This window comes from Cytobacillus solani (genome assembly GCF_006704205.1).
Classification (GTDB): Bacteria; Bacillota; Bacilli; order Bacillales; family Cytobacillaceae; genus Cytobacillus; species Cytobacillus solani.
Map to the genome: position 1 here is coordinate 4,079,455 of NZ_CP041305.1, position 17,563 is coordinate 4,097,017.

22 protein-coding genes and 1 pseudogene are annotated in these 17,563 nt (G+C 38.3%); 21 read left to right on the forward strand and 2 right to left on the reverse strand.

What is annotated here, in order from left to right; genetic code table 11:
• The first annotated feature begins 65 nt into the window (after positions 1–65).
• From FI644_RS20460 to FI644_RS20530, 15 genes are all read left to right on the forward strand, one after another.
• Positions 66–854 carry a class II aldolase/adducin family protein gene (locus FI644_RS20460; protein WP_142108776.1) on the forward strand — a complete coding sequence of 263 codons (789 nt, stop codon included), beginning with the start codon at positions 66–68 and terminating at the stop codon, positions 852–854.
• Between the two features lie 17 nt (positions 855–871).
• Positions 872–2,446 (forward strand): aldehyde dehydrogenase family protein, encoded by a 1,575-nt coding sequence (locus FI644_RS20465; RefSeq protein ID WP_142108777.1) that lies wholly within the window; start codon positions 872–874, stop codon positions 2,444–2,446.
• Positions 2,447–2,776 carry a BMC domain-containing protein gene (locus FI644_RS20470; protein WP_231690086.1) on the forward strand — a complete coding sequence of 110 codons (330 nt, stop codon included), beginning with the start codon at positions 2,447–2,449 and terminating at the stop codon, positions 2,774–2,776.
• A 14-nt stretch (positions 2,777–2,790) separates the two neighbouring features.
• Entirely contained in the window at positions 2,791–3,081 is a 291-nt protein-coding gene (locus FI644_RS20475) for a BMC domain-containing protein (protein WP_053476392.1), read from the forward strand.
• Positions 3,078–3,449: a BMC domain-containing protein gene (locus FI644_RS20480; protein WP_075209162.1), complete on the forward strand. Its 372-nt coding sequence runs from the start codon at positions 3,078–3,080 to the stop codon at positions 3,447–3,449. The genes FI644_RS20475 and FI644_RS20480 overlap by 4 nt, the downstream gene beginning before the upstream one ends.
• A 27-nt stretch (positions 3,450–3,476) precedes the next feature.
• The gene (locus tag FI644_RS20485) at positions 3,477–3,752 is read left to right on the forward strand and encodes a BMC domain-containing protein (RefSeq protein WP_053476391.1); all 276 of its coding nucleotides are present in this window, start codon (positions 3,477–3,479) and stop codon (positions 3,750–3,752) included.
• Positions 3,753–3,799: 47 nt separating this feature from the next.
• Entirely contained in the window at positions 3,800–4,075 is a 276-nt protein-coding gene (locus tag FI644_RS20490; RefSeq protein ID WP_053476390.1) for a BMC domain-containing protein, read from the forward strand.
• A gap of 14 nt (positions 4,076–4,089) precedes the next feature.
• On the forward strand, positions 4,090–4,755 hold the full coding sequence (gene pduL, locus FI644_RS20495) for a phosphate propanoyltransferase (RefSeq protein ID WP_082446605.1): 666 nt from the start codon (positions 4,090–4,092) through the stop codon (positions 4,753–4,755).
• 15 nt (positions 4,756–4,770) lie between these two features.
• Entirely contained in the window at positions 4,771–5,055 is a 285-nt protein-coding gene (locus FI644_RS20500; protein ID WP_053476389.1) for a EutN/CcmL family microcompartment protein, read from the forward strand.
• A 121-nt stretch (positions 5,056–5,176) separates the two neighbouring features.
• Positions 5,177–6,508 carry a CoA-disulfide reductase gene (locus FI644_RS20505; protein ID WP_142108778.1) on the forward strand — a complete coding sequence of 444 codons (1,332 nt, stop codon included), beginning with the start codon at positions 5,177–5,179 and terminating at the stop codon, positions 6,506–6,508.
• A gap of 66 nt (positions 6,509–6,574) precedes the next feature.
• Positions 6,575–7,408, forward strand: a complete 834-nt coding sequence (locus FI644_RS20510) for a CoA transferase subunit A (RefSeq protein WP_142108779.1) — start codon at positions 6,575–6,577, stop codon at positions 7,406–7,408.
• The gene (locus FI644_RS20515; protein ID WP_053476386.1) at positions 7,405–8,130 is read left to right on the forward strand and encodes a CoA-transferase subunit beta; all 726 of its coding nucleotides are present in this window, start codon (positions 7,405–7,407) and stop codon (positions 8,128–8,130) included. The genes FI644_RS20510 and FI644_RS20515 overlap by 4 nt, the downstream gene beginning before the upstream one ends.
• Positions 8,131–8,455: 325 nt before the next feature.
• A complete protein-coding gene (locus FI644_RS20520; protein ID WP_142108780.1) occupies positions 8,456–9,229 on the forward strand; it encodes a GNAT family N-acetyltransferase in 774 nt (257 codons plus the stop codon).
• 129 nt (positions 9,230–9,358) lie between these two features.
• Positions 9,359–10,834 carry a protein adenylyltransferase SelO gene (locus FI644_RS20525; protein ID WP_142109074.1) on the forward strand — a complete coding sequence of 492 codons (1,476 nt, stop codon included), beginning with the start codon at positions 9,359–9,361 and terminating at the stop codon, positions 10,832–10,834.
• Positions 10,835–10,895: 61 nt separating this feature from the next.
• A complete protein-coding gene (locus FI644_RS20530) occupies positions 10,896–11,402 on the forward strand; it encodes a VOC family protein (protein ID WP_142108781.1) in 507 nt (168 codons plus the stop codon).
• 109 nt (positions 11,403–11,511) lie between these two features.
• On the opposite strand, the gene FI644_RS20535 is transcribed toward FI644_RS20530, so the two are convergent.
• The gene (locus FI644_RS20535; RefSeq protein WP_142108782.1) at positions 11,512–12,048 is read right to left on the reverse strand and encodes a DinB family protein; all 537 of its coding nucleotides are present in this window, start codon (positions 12,046–12,048) and stop codon (positions 11,512–11,514) included.
• Positions 12,049–12,266: 218 nt separating this feature from the next.
• Between FI644_RS20535 and FI644_RS20540 the strand changes: the two are divergent.
• From FI644_RS20540 to FI644_RS20550, 5 genes and pseudogenes are all read left to right on the forward strand, one after another.
• Positions 12,267–13,326 (forward strand): annotated as a pseudogene (locus FI644_RS20540) (LLM class flavin-dependent oxidoreductase).
• Between the two features lie 208 nt (positions 13,327–13,534).
• Entirely contained in the window at positions 13,535–13,591 is a 57-nt protein-coding gene (locus FI644_RS27405) for a hypothetical protein (protein ID WP_369692297.1), read from the forward strand.
• A 275-nt stretch (positions 13,592–13,866) separates the two neighbouring features.
• Positions 13,867–14,004, forward strand: coding sequence for a hypothetical protein (locus tag FI644_RS26455; protein WP_172797645.1), 138 nt, complete (start codon positions 13,867–13,869; stop codon positions 14,002–14,004).
• Positions 14,005–14,167: 163 nt separating this feature from the next.
• The gene (locus FI644_RS20545) at positions 14,168–15,025 is read left to right on the forward strand and encodes an MBL fold metallo-hydrolase (RefSeq protein ID WP_053476381.1); all 858 of its coding nucleotides are present in this window, start codon (positions 14,168–14,170) and stop codon (positions 15,023–15,025) included.
• 90 nt (positions 15,026–15,115) lie between these two features.
• On the forward strand, positions 15,116–16,177 hold the full coding sequence (locus FI644_RS20550) for a C45 family autoproteolytic acyltransferase/hydrolase (protein WP_053476380.1): 1,062 nt from the start codon (positions 15,116–15,118) through the stop codon (positions 16,175–16,177).
• Positions 16,178–16,287: 110 nt separating this feature from the next.
• On the opposite strand, the gene FI644_RS20555 is transcribed toward FI644_RS20550, so the two are convergent.
• Positions 16,288–16,497 carry a hypothetical protein gene (locus tag FI644_RS20555; RefSeq protein ID WP_053476379.1) on the reverse strand — a complete coding sequence of 70 codons (210 nt, stop codon included), beginning with the start codon at positions 16,495–16,497 and terminating at the stop codon, positions 16,288–16,290.
• Positions 16,498–16,769: 272 nt separating this feature from the next.
• On the opposite strand from FI644_RS20555, the gene FI644_RS20560 reads away from it, so the two are divergent.
• Entirely contained in the window at positions 16,770–17,555 is a 786-nt protein-coding gene (locus tag FI644_RS20560) for an NUDIX domain-containing protein (RefSeq protein ID WP_053476378.1), read from the forward strand.
• The last annotated feature ends 8 nt before the right edge of the window (positions 17,556–17,563 follow it).

Consider the following 17,563-nt stretch of genomic DNA (forward strand, 5'->3'; position numbering starts at 1 on the left):
ACGTACCTAAACGGATTAGGTGAATGATGAAATAGACCGTATGTAAGATTAAGGAGTTGTAACGAATGATAGATAAACAAAAATACTATTCAGATTTTGAAGCGAAAAAGCTAATCTGTGAGATTGGTAGAAGAATATATAATAAGAATTTTGTAGCTGCTAATGATGGGAATATATCTGTTAAGGTAGGTCCAAATACAATTTGGACTACTCCTACAGGGGTTAGCAAAGGGTTCATGACGCCAGATATGATGGTGAAGATGGACCTTTCAGGGAAGGTTATTTCTGGAAAGATGAAGCCCTCTTCAGAAGTGAAAATGCACTTAAGAGTATACAATGAAAATCCAGAAGTGAATGCAGTTGTCCATGCCCATCCGCCAGTAGCGACATCGTTTGCAATTGCTGGGATAAACCTTGATAAACCGGTATCACCAGAAGCTGTTGTTCTTCTAGGAACTGTGCCAGTTGCTCCGTATGCAACTCCGGGTACACAAGAAGTCCCTGATTCAATTGCACCATATTGCAAGGATTATAATGCAGTGCTATTAGCCAATCATGGGGCACTTACATGGGGTGCGGATTTAATTCAAGCTTATTACCGCATGGAATCTCTTGAGCACTACGCACTAATGCTTATGTATTCTAATAATATTATCAATAAAGCGAATGAATTAAGTTGTTCGCAAATCTCAGATTTAATCAACATTCGAGAATCAATGGGTATTAAAACTGGCGGGGTCCCACAATGTGAAATACAAACGCAAAAATCTGAGCCGGTAAACAATAAAGGTGCAGTAATAGAGAGTATTGTACGAAAAGTAACTGAAGAAATCCTAAATAATTATATGAAATAGTATAAGGAGGAGGAACAATGGGAGTAAATATGTCGGAGCAGGATATTCAGAAAATTATCCAATCTGTTCTGCAAAATATAGAATCTGTATCCGAACAGAATTCAGGACATCAAGTACTTCATTCCAATGACAATACAAATACACCGAAACCAATACAGATGGAGAGAGTTCTGCCATTATCGCAACAAATAAATCCGGCAGAACTACCACATCAGGTTCATGAATCAGGTGCTAATGGTGTTTTTGATCGTATAGAGGATGCAATCGAAGCAGGTTACATAGCGCAATTGAACTATGTTAAACAGTTCCAACTAAAAGATAGAGAAAAAATAATCACTGCCATTAGGGAAGCTGTTATTGAAAATAAGGAAAAACTAGCTCAAATGGTTTTTGAAGAAACGAAGCTAGGCCGTTACGAAGATAAGATTGCGAAGCATGAACTTGTTGCCCGCAAGACGCCAGGCACAGAAGATATAACTACAGCTGCTTTTTCAGGAGATGAGGGCTTAACAATTATAGAACAGGCTCCATTTGGATTAGTGGGTGCAGTAACACCAGTAACGAATCCAACTGAAACAATCATTAATAATTCGATTAGTTTATTAGCAGCCGGCAATGCAGTTGTTTTAAACGTTCATCCGTCTTCTAAAGTATCCTGTGCGTTTGTTGTGAACCTTATTAATCAAGCAATAAAAGATACTGGTGGTCCAGAGAATCTAGTATCGATGGTTAAAGACCCAACATTAGAAACTCTCAATAGAATCATAGAAAGTCCAAAAGTTAAATTGCTAGTCGGCACTGGCGGACCTGGAATGGTCAAGACTTTATTAAAGTCAGGGAAGAAGGCAATTGGTGCAGGAGCTGGAAATCCGCCAGTCATTGTGGATGAAACTGCTGACCTAAAACAAGCTGCCAAGAGTATTATCGAAGGTGCATCATTTGATAATAACCTTTTATGTATCGCGGAAAAAGAATTATTTGTTATTGACTCCGTAGCAGATGATTTAATTTTCCATATGTTAAATGAAGGCGCATACATGCTTGATCAGCAGCAGCTATCAAAATTAATGAGTTTTGCACTTGAAGAAAATGTTCATCAAGAAGCGGGTGGATGTTCACTTGATAATAAACGTGAATACCATGTTTCGAAAGATTGGGTTGGCAAGGATGCAGTTTCTTTTCTTCGACAATTAGGAATAGCTCACGAAGAAGATATTAAGCTATTAATTTGTGAAGTGGATTTTGATCATCCGTTTGTCCAGCTAGAACAAATGATGCCAGTCTTCCCTATCGTTAGAGTCGGGAATCTTGATGAAGCTATAGAAATGGCACTTCTAGCGGAACATGGAAATAGACACACAGCTATTATGCATTCAAAAAATGTGGATCATTTAACTAAGTTTGCTAGAGCAATCGAAACGACCATATTTGTCAAGAATGCTTCTTCCTTGGCGGGTGTAGGATTCGGAGGAGAGGGACATACAACCATGACAATTGCGGGTCCTACGGGTGAAGGAATAACATCCGCAAAGACATTTACAAGACAAAGAAGATGTGTACTAGCAGAAGGTGGATTCCGAATCATAGGGTAGGTGAGCATATTGTCAAAAGCAGTTGGTTTTTTAGAGGTTCAAGGCTATAGTATCGCACTTGCTTCAATGGATAAAGCCTGTAAAGCAGCAAATGTAACGATTGAAGGAATTGATGTAAATAATCCCAAAAACGGTGACCAAGCTGCCATTCCTGTTGTCGTACAGGTGAAATTTAGCGGGGAAATCTCCGATGTAAAAGTAGCTCTTGAGGTCGCAGAATACGAGGCAAGGAAATATATCGGTGAAGGAGATATTCTTACTCATCTAATCCCTTCTTCAATGGAAGAAATAGCGAAGTTACTTACAATTGGAAAAGTAAAACGCAAGTAAAGAGGTGTAGGGGAATGTATCGATCTTTCGGTCTAATCGAAGTCATTGGCTTTGTAACAGCTACAGCTTGTATAGATGCTATGGTTAAATCGGCTTTTGTTGAACTTCATGATATGAAGCGTACCGGCTCAGGAATGATTACGATCATTATCAAGGGAGATCTTGCCTCTGTTAAGGAAGCTTTAGAACTTGGGGCAGAAATAGCTCATCGACATGGTGAAGTAATAGCAATGAAGGTAATAGCGAGACCTTACCCGGGTCTTGAAAGACTGCTTGATCCCGAAGAAAAGGGTGAGAAAGAATGAAAAATTACGAAGCATTAGGGGTAGTTGAAACACAGTATTTTACCGTCGCAATGGAATTGTTGGATCAGATGTGTAAGTCTTCAGATGTAGAATTGCTTGCAAGTGAAAATTACTTAGGTGGTAGACTTGTTACTTTGATTGTTGGCGGAAGTTTTTCTGATGTGGATGTAGCTGTTCAAGCAGCTAAGCAAGCAGCAGAACATAAAGCAAATAACCCTTTGAAAATGGCGCTTGTCATTTCCAATCCTCATTCAGAAATTATGAAATACATTGTTTCTTCACAACCAAATATGGTAGTGGAGGACACTGAATTAGAATCTGTGAAAACAGAAAATTCAAAAGGTAAAAAAAAGACAGCTAAAAAATAATAAAAATTTGATTTGGAGGATATTATCATGAATGGATCTTTAGGAATTATTGAAACAAGAGGTTTAACAGCAGCGATTGAGGCAGCAGATGCCATGCTTAAGGCAGCAAATGTTGAAATTGTTGGCAGTGAAAAAATTGGTTCAGGGCTAGTTTCTGTTATTATTCAAGGTGATGTTGGTGCGGTAAAAGCTGCAACAGAGGTTGGAGCTGAAGCAGCTGGAAGAGTTGGAGAACTTGTTGCAGTTCATGTTATTCCAAGACCACATGGGGATGTCTCTAAATTGCTACCAAGTTTAAAATAAATTACTAGTAGAAAGAAAACAAAAAACAAACATTAGGAGGATTTAAAATGAGCAAATCTTTAGGAATCATTGAAACAAAAGGATTAACAGCAGCAATTGAAGCAGCGGATGCCATGCTTAAAGCAGCAAATGTTGAGATTGTCGGCAGTGAAAAAATTGGTTCTGGATTAGTGTCTGTAATCGTTCAAGGTGAAGTTGGAGCAGTTAAAGCTGCAACTGAAGTTGGTGCAGAGGCGGCACAAAGAGTAGGTGAACTGGTAGCGGTTCATGTTATTCCAAGACCACATGCAGATGTTGAAAAATTACTTCCGTTTTTAAAGTAAGCTGGTGATGAACTTTGAATAACACGAATCAATCTGAACTGATCGAAAACATTACTAGATTAGTAGTAAGAGAGCTTGAAAGTCATCGACTGATCGAAAGGGAGAGAAGAACTCATGTGCCGGTAAGCATTTCGGCAAGACATCTTCATCTTCAACAAGAGCATGTTGAGTTATTATTTGGCAAAGGACATGAACTAACAAAATATAAAGAAATATCCCAGCCTGGCCAATTTGCATGCAATGAAAAAGTAACTTTAAAAGGCCCAAAAGGAACAATCGAGAATGTTCGTGTGCTTGGCCCTTTAAGAAAACATACCCAAGTAGAAATATCACGTACAGATGCAAGAAAAATAGGCGTAGCCCCGCCTGTAAGAAATTCTGGGAATATTGCAGGCTCTGCAAGTATTACATTGATTGGTCCAAAAGGTTCCATCTCCATTCAAGAGGGATGTATTATTGCTGACCGGCACATTCATATGACTCCAAAAGATGCGGATGAATTTGCAGTAAAGGACAAGCAAAGGGTGTCTGTCCTTATTGAAGGAGCAAAAGGCGGTGTGATGGGGCAGGTAACAATCAGAGTGAACGATCGTTATGCATTGGACATGCATATTGATACGGATGATGCGAATGCTTTTGATTTAAAAGGAAATGAGTGGCTAAAAATAATAGCTGATTAATGGAGGTTCACAAGGATGATTATCGGCGAGGTAATTAGCAGGGTGGTTTCTACAAGAAAATATGATAGCTTGCAAGGATTCAAGCTTTTAGTTATTCAGCCTTGCTTTGGCAGTAAGGATGACTGCTTTGTTGCAGCGGATGAACTTGGAGCAGGAGAAGGAGAACTCGTTTTAGTTGCTAGAGGACAAGCTGCTCAACATGCCTTAATTAAAGAAACGCCTATTGATGCTCTTGTTGTGGGACTCATTGATGAGAAACCGGCTATTACTATGAGTAATATAGATAGTAAAAATGAATAATAAACCAAGGTCCTAGCTGTTAGTGATCCTGACGTATTCGCCTACACGGACCCAAGAGATGTAAAAATCGATCATTTTGGAAACGTAGAGAGTGCAAATTGACCGTAGGAGATGCGAACATATGAAGTTATTAGTCATTGGAGGGGTAGCAGCCGGTATGTCTGCTGCCTCTAAACTTAAAAGATTAAATAAAGACGCGCAAATTGTTGTTTATGAAAAAGGCAAATTTTTGTCTTATGGTGCATGTGGACTCCCTTACTATGTATCGGGAGAAAACGATGATTATACAAAAATGATTGCCAGAACAAAGGAACAATTTGAGGAAATGGGTATGGAGATTTTTCTTAAGCACGAGGTTGTTAAGGTTGTACCTGAAAAGAAACAGGTGATGATAAAGGATCTTGTCAAGAACAAGCTTTTTATTGATACCTATGACAAACTGATGATTGCTACTGGAACAGTCCCTATAATACCGCCATTTCCAGGTGTCGGTATGAAGAATATATACGGGTTGAAAACCTTAGAAGATGGCATTCGCTTAAAGGAAATTACAGAGCAGCCCGGGATTCAAGATGTAGTAATTGTCGGCGGCGGATATATCGGAATTGAAGTGGTTGAAGCGATGATTAGACAGGGGAAAAGAGTCAGAGTGATCGAGCTTTCAGACAGGATATTGAAAACGTTTGATAAGGAATTGACTGATCTTGCCGAAGAAGAGTTAGTTAAACATGGGGTTGAGTTAAATCTCGAAGAAAAGGTTGAAGCCTTTATTGGTTCGGAACAAGTTGAGGCTGTACAAACAGATAAGGGTACCTATCAAGCTGATCTAGTCCTCCTATCTATAGGTGTTAAGCCAGCAACAAAGTTTTTAGAAGGTTCTGGCATTGCTATAAGCGAAAACGGTGCAGTCATTATTGATAGAGAGATGAGAACGAATATTCGAGATGTGTATTCTGCTGGGGATTGTGCACAGGTCTATCATAAAGTAATGGAGGAAAATACACATATTCCTCTTGGAACTAATGCCAATAAGTGTGGACGAATCGCTGGTTCAAATATAGCAGGACAGCATAATAAATATGTTGGGACACTTGGCAGTGCAGCGATCAAAGTATGTGACTTAGAAATGGGACGAACGGGTCTATCAGAAGAAGAAGCCAAGAAATTAGCAATAGACTACACAACTGTTTTTGTGAAAAGTGCTGACCATCCAAGCTATTACCCAAATCAAACCCCGATATGGATTAAGCTAATCTGCGAAAAGAGATCAAGAAGGATACTTGGTGCTCAAGCAATAGGAAATAAGGGAGCAGTCCTCCGAATCGATATATTTGCTGTTGCTATTCATAATCAAATGACTGCTGATGAATTAGGTATGACTGATTTAGTGTATGCGCCTCCATTTGCGGGTGTATGGGATGCAGTTCATATCGCTTGTAATGCGGTAAAGTAATACATTGCTTTTTAAAAATTAAAAATAGACTACTAAAATGACACCTGAAAGATGGAGGTGGCCAATATGAAAAAGGTTAAAAGCTTAAAGGATGCGGTGAACCTCATTTATGATGGGGATACAATTTCATTCGGAGGAAATGTTCTTCATCGTGCACCAATGGCAGCCGTTCGAGAAATAGCTCGGCAAAATAAAAAATCTCTAAAGCTAGTGAAAACGGCGGGAGCTCAGGATATCGATTTATTATGTGCCATGGATTGCGTGGAATCAGTAGATGCAGGATTTGTCAGCTATGAGACGAAATATGGATTAGCTAACCATTATCGCCAAGGGGTACAATCAGGAAAAATTAAAGGAAACGAACATGCTTGCTATACGGTCATTTGCGCCCTCAGAGGAGCTTCGATGAATGTGCCCTTTATGCCTGTGAAGGGGCTAAATGCTGGTGATCTATTAGTTAAGAATGATTATTTTGTAGTTGTAGAGGATCCGTTTAGTGGAGAACCAATTACCCTTGTAAAATCAATTGTCCCTGATGTTGCGATTATTCATGTACAAGAGTGCGATGAAAATGGGAATGCAATCATTTATGGACCTAAATTTGAAGATATACTCTTAAGCCGAGCTGCAAATAAAGTCATTATTACAACTGAACAAATCGTTCCAGTGAGCAGGATCAAATTAAATGCAGAACGAATAGATATTCCAGGATTTTTGGTTCACTCTATTGTTCATGTTCCGAATGGAGCAGCTCCTGCCTCATGTTACAAAAAGTATGAAGTCGATGATAAATCGGTTGCAGCATTTATAAAAATGAGTAGTAAGGATGAGATTAGGGCCTACTTGAAAGCGTATGAAACAAAAGATTACTTAGGAGAGAGGATGGGAAGACGACTATGAGGACTGAAGGATATAGGGTTAGTGACATCATGACATGCTGTATTTCCAATATGCTTCAAGACAATGAAACCGTCTTTCACGGAGTCTCCTCTCATTTGCCAATGGTTGCTATGAAGTTAGCTAAATCGATGCATGCACCAGATTTAGTACATTTAAACATTCCTGGCGGTGTAAATCCAAGTTCAATCAAACATGCATCCTATTCATCTGCAGGTGCTGATTTATTGGGTACAGCTGAGGCATATTTTCCTTTAGAAGAAGTATTTGACCTTTCTATGCGTGGAAAGCTAGATGTTGCATTTCTTGGAGGAATCCAATTCGATTTGAATGGGAATGTGAATGCATCGGTTATTGGTGATTATCATAAACCTAAAGTTAGACTCCCTGGCGGGGCAGGCAGTGCAGTTCTTATTCCCACTGCCAAAAAAGCAATCATTTGGAGAGTCAAGCATGACAAAAGGACGTTTGTAGAGAAGGTTGACTTTACAACAACAAGAGGGAATTTGTGGAAAATCGTCACTCCTCTTTGTATTTTTGAATATCGCAAAGGAAAACTGCATCTTGAAAGCATCCATCCGACATCAAGTCTAGAAGAAGTAAGGGACAATACTGGTTTTGATCTGATATATGATGAGATCAAATATACGGCTTCTCCAACTAATCATGAGCTTGCTATGTTGAAGAAAATAGACCCATATGATTTTCGTTCAATTGAATTTTAGTATGCAGAGATCTTCATGTTTTCTAACGATCATGAAGGTCTTTTTATTTTTTATTAATCAAGCAGGTTACTTTAACATTCAATATATAAAAAATAATTTGTTCACGTTATAATTGTAATAAAACATTAACTTCAAGGAGTAAGGTTCTAATGAACCCAAGAAATGTCCTAGATGTGGTGCGGGGTTGGTTATGAGTTGGTGTAAGCAGCCATTCCAATTACATGATCGTTCTTTAAACGAAGTGAAGTAGCAACAGCAATCAGAAAAATGTTTGAAGAAAGCAATGTAAACTTATGAATCTTTATTCGAATTTGGAGGTGAGGAAATGGGAATCATTCAAATAACGAAAAGTACAATTGAAACCGAACACATCTGCTGTGCCTTAGGGGCAAAACAATATGAACATGCAGTAAAAGAAAAGAAAAAGTGGCTAAGAGAACGAATGGATGAGGGGCTAGTATTTAGTCGACTAGATGAACGTGCAAAAGTATTTATTGAATATTTGCCAGCTGAAATGGCATGGGTTCCTATACAAGCACAAAATTACATGTATATTAACTGTTTGTGGGTTTCGGGCAAGTATAAAAATAATGGGTATGCAAAGCAATTGTTAAGTGAATGCAAAGAAGATGCAATGAATCGTGGAATGGATGGGATTGTACATATCGTTGGCCAGAAAAAATACCCGTATTTAAGTGATAAAACGTTCTTAGAACATATGGGGTTTGAGACAGTTGACCGAGGAGAACCATATTTTCAATTAATGGCATTAAAATGGAATGACCAAGGTGTGATCCCATCATTTAGCAAACAATTAAAGACAGTATCAGATGATAAAGGGATAGCCATTTATTACACTGCCCAATGCCCATTTGCAGTTGGTATCATAGATGAGTTAAGAAAAGTAGCGGAGAATAAAAATGTAACTTTTAAATCTTTCCAGATTACATCTAGAGAAGAAGCACAAAACTCACCAACCATTTGGACAACGTTTGGGTTATTTTATAACGGAGAATTCATTACCCACGAAATAATCAGTCCAAACAAATTTGAGAAATTATTAACGAAACTTTTAACAGAAGATTCTATTCAAATATAGATGAGGAAATGGGTATGGGGCTTCAGTCAGTTGAAGTCCTTTTTTTATAATATAGAAAGGGGTCATCTTTTACATAGAAGGGTATAATAAATGGAAATGAAAATTGAAAGAGGATGTGAGTTCATTCCAATGGAAGAACAATATAAATTAAATGAAGCTGGCTGGAATTTTGATAATAGTTATGCTAGGCTGCCGAATTCATTTTACTCTAGCATGAGTCCAAATCCTGTTCATGAACCAAAGCTCGTCATTCTTAATGGTTCATTAGCAGCATCATTAGGGCTCGATTTACAGGAACTACAATCAGAAGAAAACGTTTCTGTGTTTGCCGGAAATCAGTTTCCTAAAAGTGCCTCACCACTTGCACAAGCATATGCGGGTCATCAATTTGGTCATTTTAACATGTTAGGGGATGGGCGAGCTATCCTAATAGGAGAGCAGATTACTCCTAATGGTGAACGGTACGATATTCAGCTCAAGGGTTCAGGCAGAACACCATATTCCCGAGGAGGGGATGGCCGTGCTGCACTTGCACCTATGCTTAGAGAATACATTATTAGTGAGGCTATGTACGGGCTTGGAATCCCAACTACCCGCAGTTTGGCAGTGGTAACAACAGGTGAGTCCATTATTCGTGAAACCTATTTACCGGGTGCTATTCTAACGAGAGTGGCAGCCAGCCATATTCGGGTTGGAACTTTTCAATACGCTTCAAAATTGAGCGCAGAGGAAAATCTTAAGATTCTTGCAGATTATACAATTGATCGCCATTTTTCGGAAATTGATTCAAGTGATAAACGTTACCTTTCCCTTCTAAAGGAAGTGATCAACCGTCAGGCAAAGCTGGTTGCCAAGTGGCAGCTAGTAGGTTTTATTCATGGGGTGATGAACACTGATAATATGAGCATTTGCGGGGAAACGATTGATTATGGCCCATGTGCTTTCATGGATACGTATAATCCTGCAACGGTATTCAGTTCAATCGATACAAGAGGGCGCTATGCTTATGGCAACCAGCCGTATATCGCTTCATGGAATCTCGCACGATTAGCTGAAACCCTTTTACCGCTTTTGCATGAAAATGAGGAAAAGGCTCTTGAAATGGCGCAGGATGCGATAGGACAATTTACTGAATTATATCAAGCAAACTGGCTAGCAGGAATGAGAGCAAAACTAGGAATCTTTAATACGGAAGAGCAAGATGAAGACCTAGTTAAAGACCTTCTTAAAATGATGGAGATATATCAAGCAGACTTTACTAATACATTCCGTTCCTTAACATTTGATAGGCATGAGGATTTAGTTTTATTTGGCAAGGATGAATTTAGTCAATGGGTAGAGTTGTGGAAGGCAAGACTGCAAAGGCAGCAGGAATCAATAGAATCCTCTAAACAATTGATGCGGGATTCTAATCCAGCAGTGATTCCTCGTAATCACCGTGTGGAGGAAGCATTGGATGCCGCAGTAGATGAGGGAGATTATAGTGTCATGGAACGTCTTCTTGAAGTTCTATCAAAACCATATGCGCACACAGAAAAACAAGCAGAATATTGTACACAGCCTTTACCGTCTGATCGCCCATACCGAACTTTTTGCGGAACTTAATAAGGGGTTCTATTTATTGATAATGATGATTATTTAAGTTTTTAAAATGGAGGGCATACTTTTGGAAAATAAAATCCAGAAAATCTCTGCGAACCTATGGTTTGATACACAGGCTGAAGAAGCGGCGGAATTTTACACGACTATTTTTAATCATTCCAAAATAGAGAGAATCATCCGTTATGGGAAAGAAAGACATAATATAGATGGAATAACTGAAGGCACCGCTATGACTGTAGAATTTGAATTAGAGGGACAAACCTTTGTCGCATTAAATGGAGGACCACAATTCAAATTCAATGAAGCAATTTCTTTTATTGTTAACTGTGAAACCCAGGAAGAAATTGACTATTATTGGAACAACCTCTCTGAAGAAGGAGACGAAAAAGCACAAGTATGCGGCTGGCTGAAAGATAAATACGGTGTCTCTTGGCAAATCGTTCCTTCTAATCTGAATCAATTGTTAAGTGATCCCAGTCCTGAAAAAACAGAAAAAGTGATGAAAGCACTCCTTCAAACGGAGAAAAAAATTGATATGAACGCATTAATGAAGGCGTATGAAGAGGAATAATTGAAAGCTATGCTAATTCATGAAATCATAAAAATCATCTAACTGGCCCCGATTCCGGCAAAAAAGATCAATCTCTCCAGATAAACCTAATCAAGGGGATTGATCTTTTTCATTTCGGCTCTCTTTTTTTTAATATACTTAAATATTCTATCCAAGGACCAACATCTTTTGTGTACCTTTTTGCCATGACTCGTACGATTTGTGCGATATGGGTTAAATCATGAGCAACCCAAGTGGAAATCACTTCTCTTAACTTCACTGAACCAAATACGGGGTGTGTACCCGATAATTCAAGGTGCTTTTCAGGGTCTATCAAACTTTTTAGTTTCGAAATATTTTGTGATCTTAAAGTGTTAAATTCCTGCAGCTTTTGTTCTAACGCAACTTCGGTATTATTATTTAAATGTGCAAACCGATCATATGGGGGAAAGGTTTTATGACTATCATCAGAAATGATCAATTCTAATCTTTGTATCCAATTATTTTTCTCTCCCTCAATGAGATGTTCAACGACTTCAATAGCATTCCACGTTTCTTCGCCCTCATTACAATGCAGCCATCCATCTGATAAACCAGTTAAAAAATACGTTAATGTTTGTGGGGTTCTTTCCAAAACCTCAATTGCGTCTTTCATATTAAAATTCATAGTATTGCTCCTTTCCAATATAAATTCTCTAAATATTAAACCCTAAGTTTATAGTAATGGATGAATGTTGTTATAAATGCTTTTTTCTTGCTAAAAATAAATTAAAACAACACTATTAAGTAAGTACTTTATTTACGTATAAATTATACTAGATTAATCAGTTAAGTATGCTAACCTTTGGTATAAAAAAGTAAATAGTTTCAGAAGGAGAAATTCAAATGGAAATTGGAATAAGCACATTTGTCGAAACAACACCAGATGTTAAAACAGGTGATGTCATTAGTCACGCACAGCGTATTCGTGAGGTTGTGGAAGAGATTGTCCTAGCAGATAGGGTTGGCTTGGATGTGTTTGGAGTAGGTGAACATCACCGCATCGATTATGCCGCATCATCACCTGCTGTCATCCTAGCTGCAGCTGCGTCTCGTACAGAGAAGATCAGACTTACGAGTGCAGTAACTGTCCTATCTTCAGCTGATCCAGTTCGAGTATTTCAGGATTTTGCAACCGTTGATGCCATCTCAAATGGTCGTGCAGAAATCATGGCAGGAAGGGGCTCTTTTATCGAATCGTTTCCATTGTTTGGCTATGATTTAAATGACTATGACGAGTTGTTCGAAGAGAAGCTTGAATTGTTGTTAAAAATTGTGGCGTCTGAGAAGGTGAATTGGAAAGGCGGACATCGACCAGCCATTAAAAATCTTGGTGTGTATCCACGTCCGGTTCAGGACCCGCTTCCCGTATGGATTGGAAGCGGCGGAAATTCAGAGTCTGTTGGTTCGTGCTGGAATATTAGGTCTTCCGCTCGTACTTGCTATAATTGGCGGCCGTCCTCTCCAGTTTGCCGCACTTGTAAAGCTATATAAAAGAGCAGCAGCCCATGCTGGACATGATTTATCAAAGCTAACTGTTGCTTCTCATTCACACGGGTTTATTGCTGAAGATACGGAAACAGCAGCAAATAAATTTTTCCCTTCCACTCAGTATGTAATGAATACATTAGGGAGAGAGCGTGGCTGGGGATCGTATACTCGTTCTAGTTTCGATGATGCCCGCAGCATAGAGGGTGCCTTATACGTTGGTGATCCGCAAACCGTAGCAGAAAAAATCATATACTTACGAAAGAATGTAGGGATTACTCGTTTCATGCTTCATGTACCAGTTGGAACAATGCCGCATGAGGAAGTCATGGGGGCCATTGAGTTGTTAGGGAAAGAAGTGGCGCCTTTAGTTCTTGAAGAGATAGCTAGATGGGAAAGTGAAGGAGTAGAAAGTTAATATTCTTCCTTTATAGGTAAAACTAAAGGCCTTCATATATAAATATAAGAAAATATATCCATTTTTCAGACAAATCAAATAACTATTAGAACAAACGTTCTTGTTGTGCTATAATTATAATAGCAATAGTATAGGAGACTCAAGGGTGGTTAGCATTCCCTAGTGAAAGGGGGTGCTGCCTATGTCGATCTTTCAGACAATCATGATCATGATTGCGTTTGCAAGTTTGATTGTATCGATCATCGCTTTAACACAGAAAAAGTAATCCACCCTTGAGCTCGCCCAGCAAGAGAGATGGATTACTTTTTTAATCTGCTGATCCCCTTAAGGGACCTGGCTATTGCATCGACCGTTCAGTGTAACCAGCACTGGCGGTCATTTTTTATTATATGACTGTTCTATATTTTTATTATACTTAAAGTACTTGAAAAAGCAAACAACAGCATTTGAAAAATATTGTATATTTCCTATTTTCCAAACAGATAATATAAAAGTTAGCATAGCGAGGAAGAATTAAAAACATATTAGGAGATGGGAAAAATGAAAACAAAGGATAATTTTCTAGAGGGCGCTAAGGTGACTAAAGATAATCAAATATTTGGTACACCGAATAGTAAGAGTAAGAATGGAACTGGTGATTCTCCAAATGATCATACAGGTAAAAAGAATTTAAAGTGAAACATCTGGAATACAGCCAAGAAATTCTTGGTTGTTTTTTATTTGTTCGTGGAAATTACAGGTCTATATTTTTCTTTCAGGGTGACTGATAGTTTAGTATTCTAATATGGATAAAGTTTTATTATGGCTAGCCAAAGAATATAAGTGAGTAGGTGGAATAAACATGCAAACATTTGAGAAAATCAGTGACCGGTTTTGGTATCAAACACCCGTATCCAAGACGGATCGACCTATTTTGGGAGTAGTTATTGGGGATAAACGCTCATTAATGATCGATGCTGGCAATTCAGAAGACCATGCGAAATATTTTCTTAGTGAGTTAGAAAAGAATAATATTCCGGTCCCGAGTATAGTAGTACTTACTCATTGGCATTGGGATCATACTTTTGGATTATCCGGTTTAGACATGATTTCAGTTTCTTCTAGACGAACAAAAGCTGAGCTTGAAAAGCTGGTCACGTTTGAATGGACTGATGCTGCCTTGGATGAGCGAGTTCAGTCTGGTGTGGAGATAGAATTTTGCGCAAATGCCATTAAAGAAGAGTATGGAAGAGAAAGGAATATTACAATCACACTTCCAGAGATAACTTTCGAAACGAAGATGGAGATCGATCTTGGAGGAGTCACTTGCCAGCTTCAGCATGTTGGCGGAGATCATGCTCAAGACTCTGTCATTGTTTATGTAAAGGAAGAAAAAATATTGTTTTTAGCAGATGCAATATACGCTAACCTTTATTCTAGTAAAAGAAATCACACTGTGAAAAGGACACTACAGCTATTAGATATGATCGACCAATTTGATGCGGAAACCTATATTCTCTCTCATTGGAAGCCAGTATCTAAGCAAGAGTATCAGCAAGAAGCCAATTTGTTGAGGGGAATCGCAAGGTTAACTGAACAATTTGCAGGGCGAAAAGAAGAGATTGTGAGTGCTTATCAGGCACATATTAAACGAGATTTAAATGAAGATGAGCTTGAAACGATTGAGTATTTTATTAATGGTTTTGAACTTGAAGGATAAAGGAAAGAATGCAGATTAACTCCCCTTTTCTTTATTTTTATACTCAATCCGCGTATCCTAGATGTAATGTAGAAAATGGAGGATTTAATCATGAAAAAAGTATTTGCAGATGTCATACCATTTCGTGGCACACATTATGATTTTGGTCTTTTTCAAGGAGAAGGGCTTAAAGATTCATTATTGATCAAGAATAGGGAGCGGCAATGGAAAGTAAGAAAACCGCTCTTTAAGATTAATCTTGAAGAAACTGAACGAGTATTCCAGAGGCTGGCACCCATGATTTGGGATGAGCTGCTAGGATTGCGGGATGCTTTGGGATGGCCAATGGAAAGGGTATTGCAGGAATTTGGCGGGTACAGAGTAAATTTTAATCCTTCTGGGTGTTCTATTTATGTGGGTGACCATTATATGATTCGCAATTATGATTATCATCCCAAAACGTACGACGGCCGATGCGTCATTTTCCAACCAATAGATAAGGGATATGCGACGATTGGCTTGAGTCAGAAAATCACAGGAAGATGTGATGGGATGAATGAAAAAGGTCTAATTATGGGTTATACCTTTATGAATAGGAAACGTCCGGGCGATGGCTTTGTTTGTCACATGATCGGCAGGCTTATTCTCGAATTGTGCGCAAATACCGAAGAAGCGGTTGATTTATTGAAAGAGATTCCACATCGTGGTTCTTTTAGCTATGTATTATACGATTCAAGAGGGGAGCTACCGTTTATTGTGGAGACTTCGCCTAGAAGAGTAGAGGTGCGACAGGGAAATTCTTGCACGAATCATTTCAAAATCATGACGGAAGAAAATCGTCATGTCCTTGATGATTCAAAAAAGAGATTGCAAATAATTGAAGATCACCAAGGATATCCGTTAAGTGGATATGAGGCATTCCAGCTATTAAACGACACTGATAGAGGGATTTTTTCCAAACTTTATGGAAGCTGGGCAGGAACAATTCATACTTCTGCTTATTTTCCACAAGAATTGGAAGCTTGGATTGCACTAGGTGGAAATCAAGAACCAACAAAAATTGACTTTTCTAACTGGTTAAATAAAGAAGACCTCCCTTTTAAGCGGATAGAGGGGATGGTAGAAACGGATATTCCTTTTGTAAATATGGAGCAGGCAGACTGGTATCGATAATCTATAGCAATGAGTAATTAATGATACTAACAAACTTATTTGTTTTAATATTCATTCTATACTTCGATAAACAAAGTGCCAATTTCTATTAATAGAAATTGGCACTTTGTTTATCTTGATGTTTTTGGCGGCTGGCACACATCACATTTCCGTTGATGATTATTTTTAAATTTCGTAAATGTTTTTTCGAAATTGCTGCCACATGCACATTTAAATAGTAGCTTTTGAGAAAAGCCGAGATATTCTGTCGTTAGCAACTTACTTTCCGAATTCTTCTCAACAAATTCTTTAATTTTATCGATTGTCCATCGCTTATTCATTTTTCTTACCCCTCCAGATTTTATCACTAGGCGGAGGCTACTCTGGCTCCGTTCTAAATTCGTAATTATCCTAAGTTTTTAATTATAGCATGCGTATCCCCATATTTAAAGAGATCATTAGTTGAATCGATAGGCGTCATTCTATTAGGAAAATTTTAAAGGGAATTCGTTAAAATTAGGTAATTTCAGCTAGTGACAGCAAATAAATGTTATGTTATTATTTTAATAACAATTAACGAATTGTTAATTAAAAAATAAAAGGTGTGAAGCAGATGAGTGATACTATTTTCCCTAATTATGATGTAAGCAACTATCGAACACCTGACGGATATACGAGTGATATTGCCGTATTCACAATTATTTCAACCGAAGTTGGTCCATATAAGCCGCCTGAAAAAACATTAAAAATTATGTTGATTAAAAGAACTGAGAAAACAAAAGAAGGCGACCTCAATATAGAAGGGGGAAAATGGGCATTGCCGGGCGGTTTTATAAAACCGGAAGAAACCGCATATGATGCGGCAGGTAGAGAATTAAGTGAGGAAACAGGAATCACAGGGTTAAAAATCAAGCATTTTGGTGTGTACGATCAATTTGGCCGTGATAAACGGGGATGGATTATATCAAATGCCCACTATGCGATTGTTCCAGAAAATAAGCTAGTTAATAGGAGAGCGGCAGATGATGCAGCGGAGGTAGAACTTTTCACTATGGACGAAGTGTTTAAGCTGGACTTGGCTTTCGATCACAGAAATATTATTGAAGAAGCCTTATGGTTCATTAAGAAGGATTTATCCTTAACTACAGTTGCGAAAAATTTTTTACCAAAACAATTTGTTCTTTCGGAACTGCAAGGGGTCTTGTTAACTGTTATGGATGAGCCCTGGCTTAAACTTGATGCCCAATTTTTCCGTAAAGCACCGTCTTTACCTTTTATCGAAAAAGTCGTAAAGGATGGAGAACCGCAAAAGACCAATCGCTGGTCTAAAAATAAAGCACAGCTGTATCGTTTTAATGATTATGAGCCATATGTTTCCATATACAATGCAAAATATTAATTTTTTTG

Excerpts from the sequence above, each read along its gene's own strand:
- FI644_RS20460 (WP_142108776.1), top strand. The coding sequence starts at position 66 with ATGATAGATAAACAAAAATACTATTCAGATTTTGAAGCGAAAAAGCTA.
- FI644_RS20465 (WP_142108777.1), top strand. The coding sequence starts at position 872 with ATGGGAGTAAATATGTCGGAGCAGGATATTCAGAAAATTATCCAATCT.
- FI644_RS20475 (WP_053476392.1), top strand. The coding sequence starts at position 2,791 with ATGTATCGATCTTTCGGTCTAATCGAAGTCATTGGCTTTGTAACAGCT.
- FI644_RS20480 (WP_075209162.1), top strand. The coding sequence starts at position 3,078 with ATGAAAAATTACGAAGCATTAGGGGTAGTTGAAACACAGTATTTTACC.
- FI644_RS20485 (WP_053476391.1), top strand. The coding sequence starts at position 3,477 with ATGAATGGATCTTTAGGAATTATTGAAACAAGAGGTTTAACAGCAGCG.
- FI644_RS20490 (WP_053476390.1), top strand. The coding sequence starts at position 3,800 with ATGAGCAAATCTTTAGGAATCATTGAAACAAAAGGATTAACAGCAGCA.
- FI644_RS20500 (WP_053476389.1), top strand. The coding sequence starts at position 4,771 with ATGATTATCGGCGAGGTAATTAGCAGGGTGGTTTCTACAAGAAAATAT.
- FI644_RS20505 (WP_142108778.1), top strand. The coding sequence starts at position 5,177 with ATGAAGTTATTAGTCATTGGAGGGGTAGCAGCCGGTATGTCTGCTGCC.
- FI644_RS20510 (WP_142108779.1), top strand. The coding sequence starts at position 6,575 with ATGAAAAAGGTTAAAAGCTTAAAGGATGCGGTGAACCTCATTTATGAT.
- FI644_RS20515 (WP_053476386.1), top strand. The coding sequence starts at position 7,405 with ATGAGGACTGAAGGATATAGGGTTAGTGACATCATGACATGCTGTATT.
- FI644_RS20520 (WP_142108780.1), top strand. The coding sequence starts at position 8,456 with ATGGGAATCATTCAAATAACGAAAAGTACAATTGAAACCGAACACATC.
- FI644_RS20525 (WP_142109074.1), top strand. The coding sequence starts at position 9,359 with ATGGAAGAACAATATAAATTAAATGAAGCTGGCTGGAATTTTGATAAT.
- FI644_RS20535 (WP_142108782.1), bottom strand. The coding sequence starts at position 12,048 with ATGAATTTTAATATGAAAGACGCAATTGAGGTTTTGGAAAGAACCCCA.
- FI644_RS26455 (WP_172797645.1), top strand. The coding sequence starts at position 13,867 with ATGAAAACAAAGGATAATTTTCTAGAGGGCGCTAAGGTGACTAAAGAT.
- FI644_RS20545 (WP_053476381.1), top strand. The coding sequence starts at position 14,168 with ATGCAAACATTTGAGAAAATCAGTGACCGGTTTTGGTATCAAACACCC.
- FI644_RS20550 (WP_053476380.1), top strand. The coding sequence starts at position 15,116 with ATGAAAAAAGTATTTGCAGATGTCATACCATTTCGTGGCACACATTAT.
- FI644_RS20555 (WP_053476379.1), bottom strand. The coding sequence starts at position 16,497 with ATGAATAAGCGATGGACAATCGATAAAATTAAAGAATTTGTTGAGAAG.
- FI644_RS20560 (WP_053476378.1), top strand. The coding sequence starts at position 16,770 with ATGAGTGATACTATTTTCCCTAATTATGATGTAAGCAACTATCGAACA.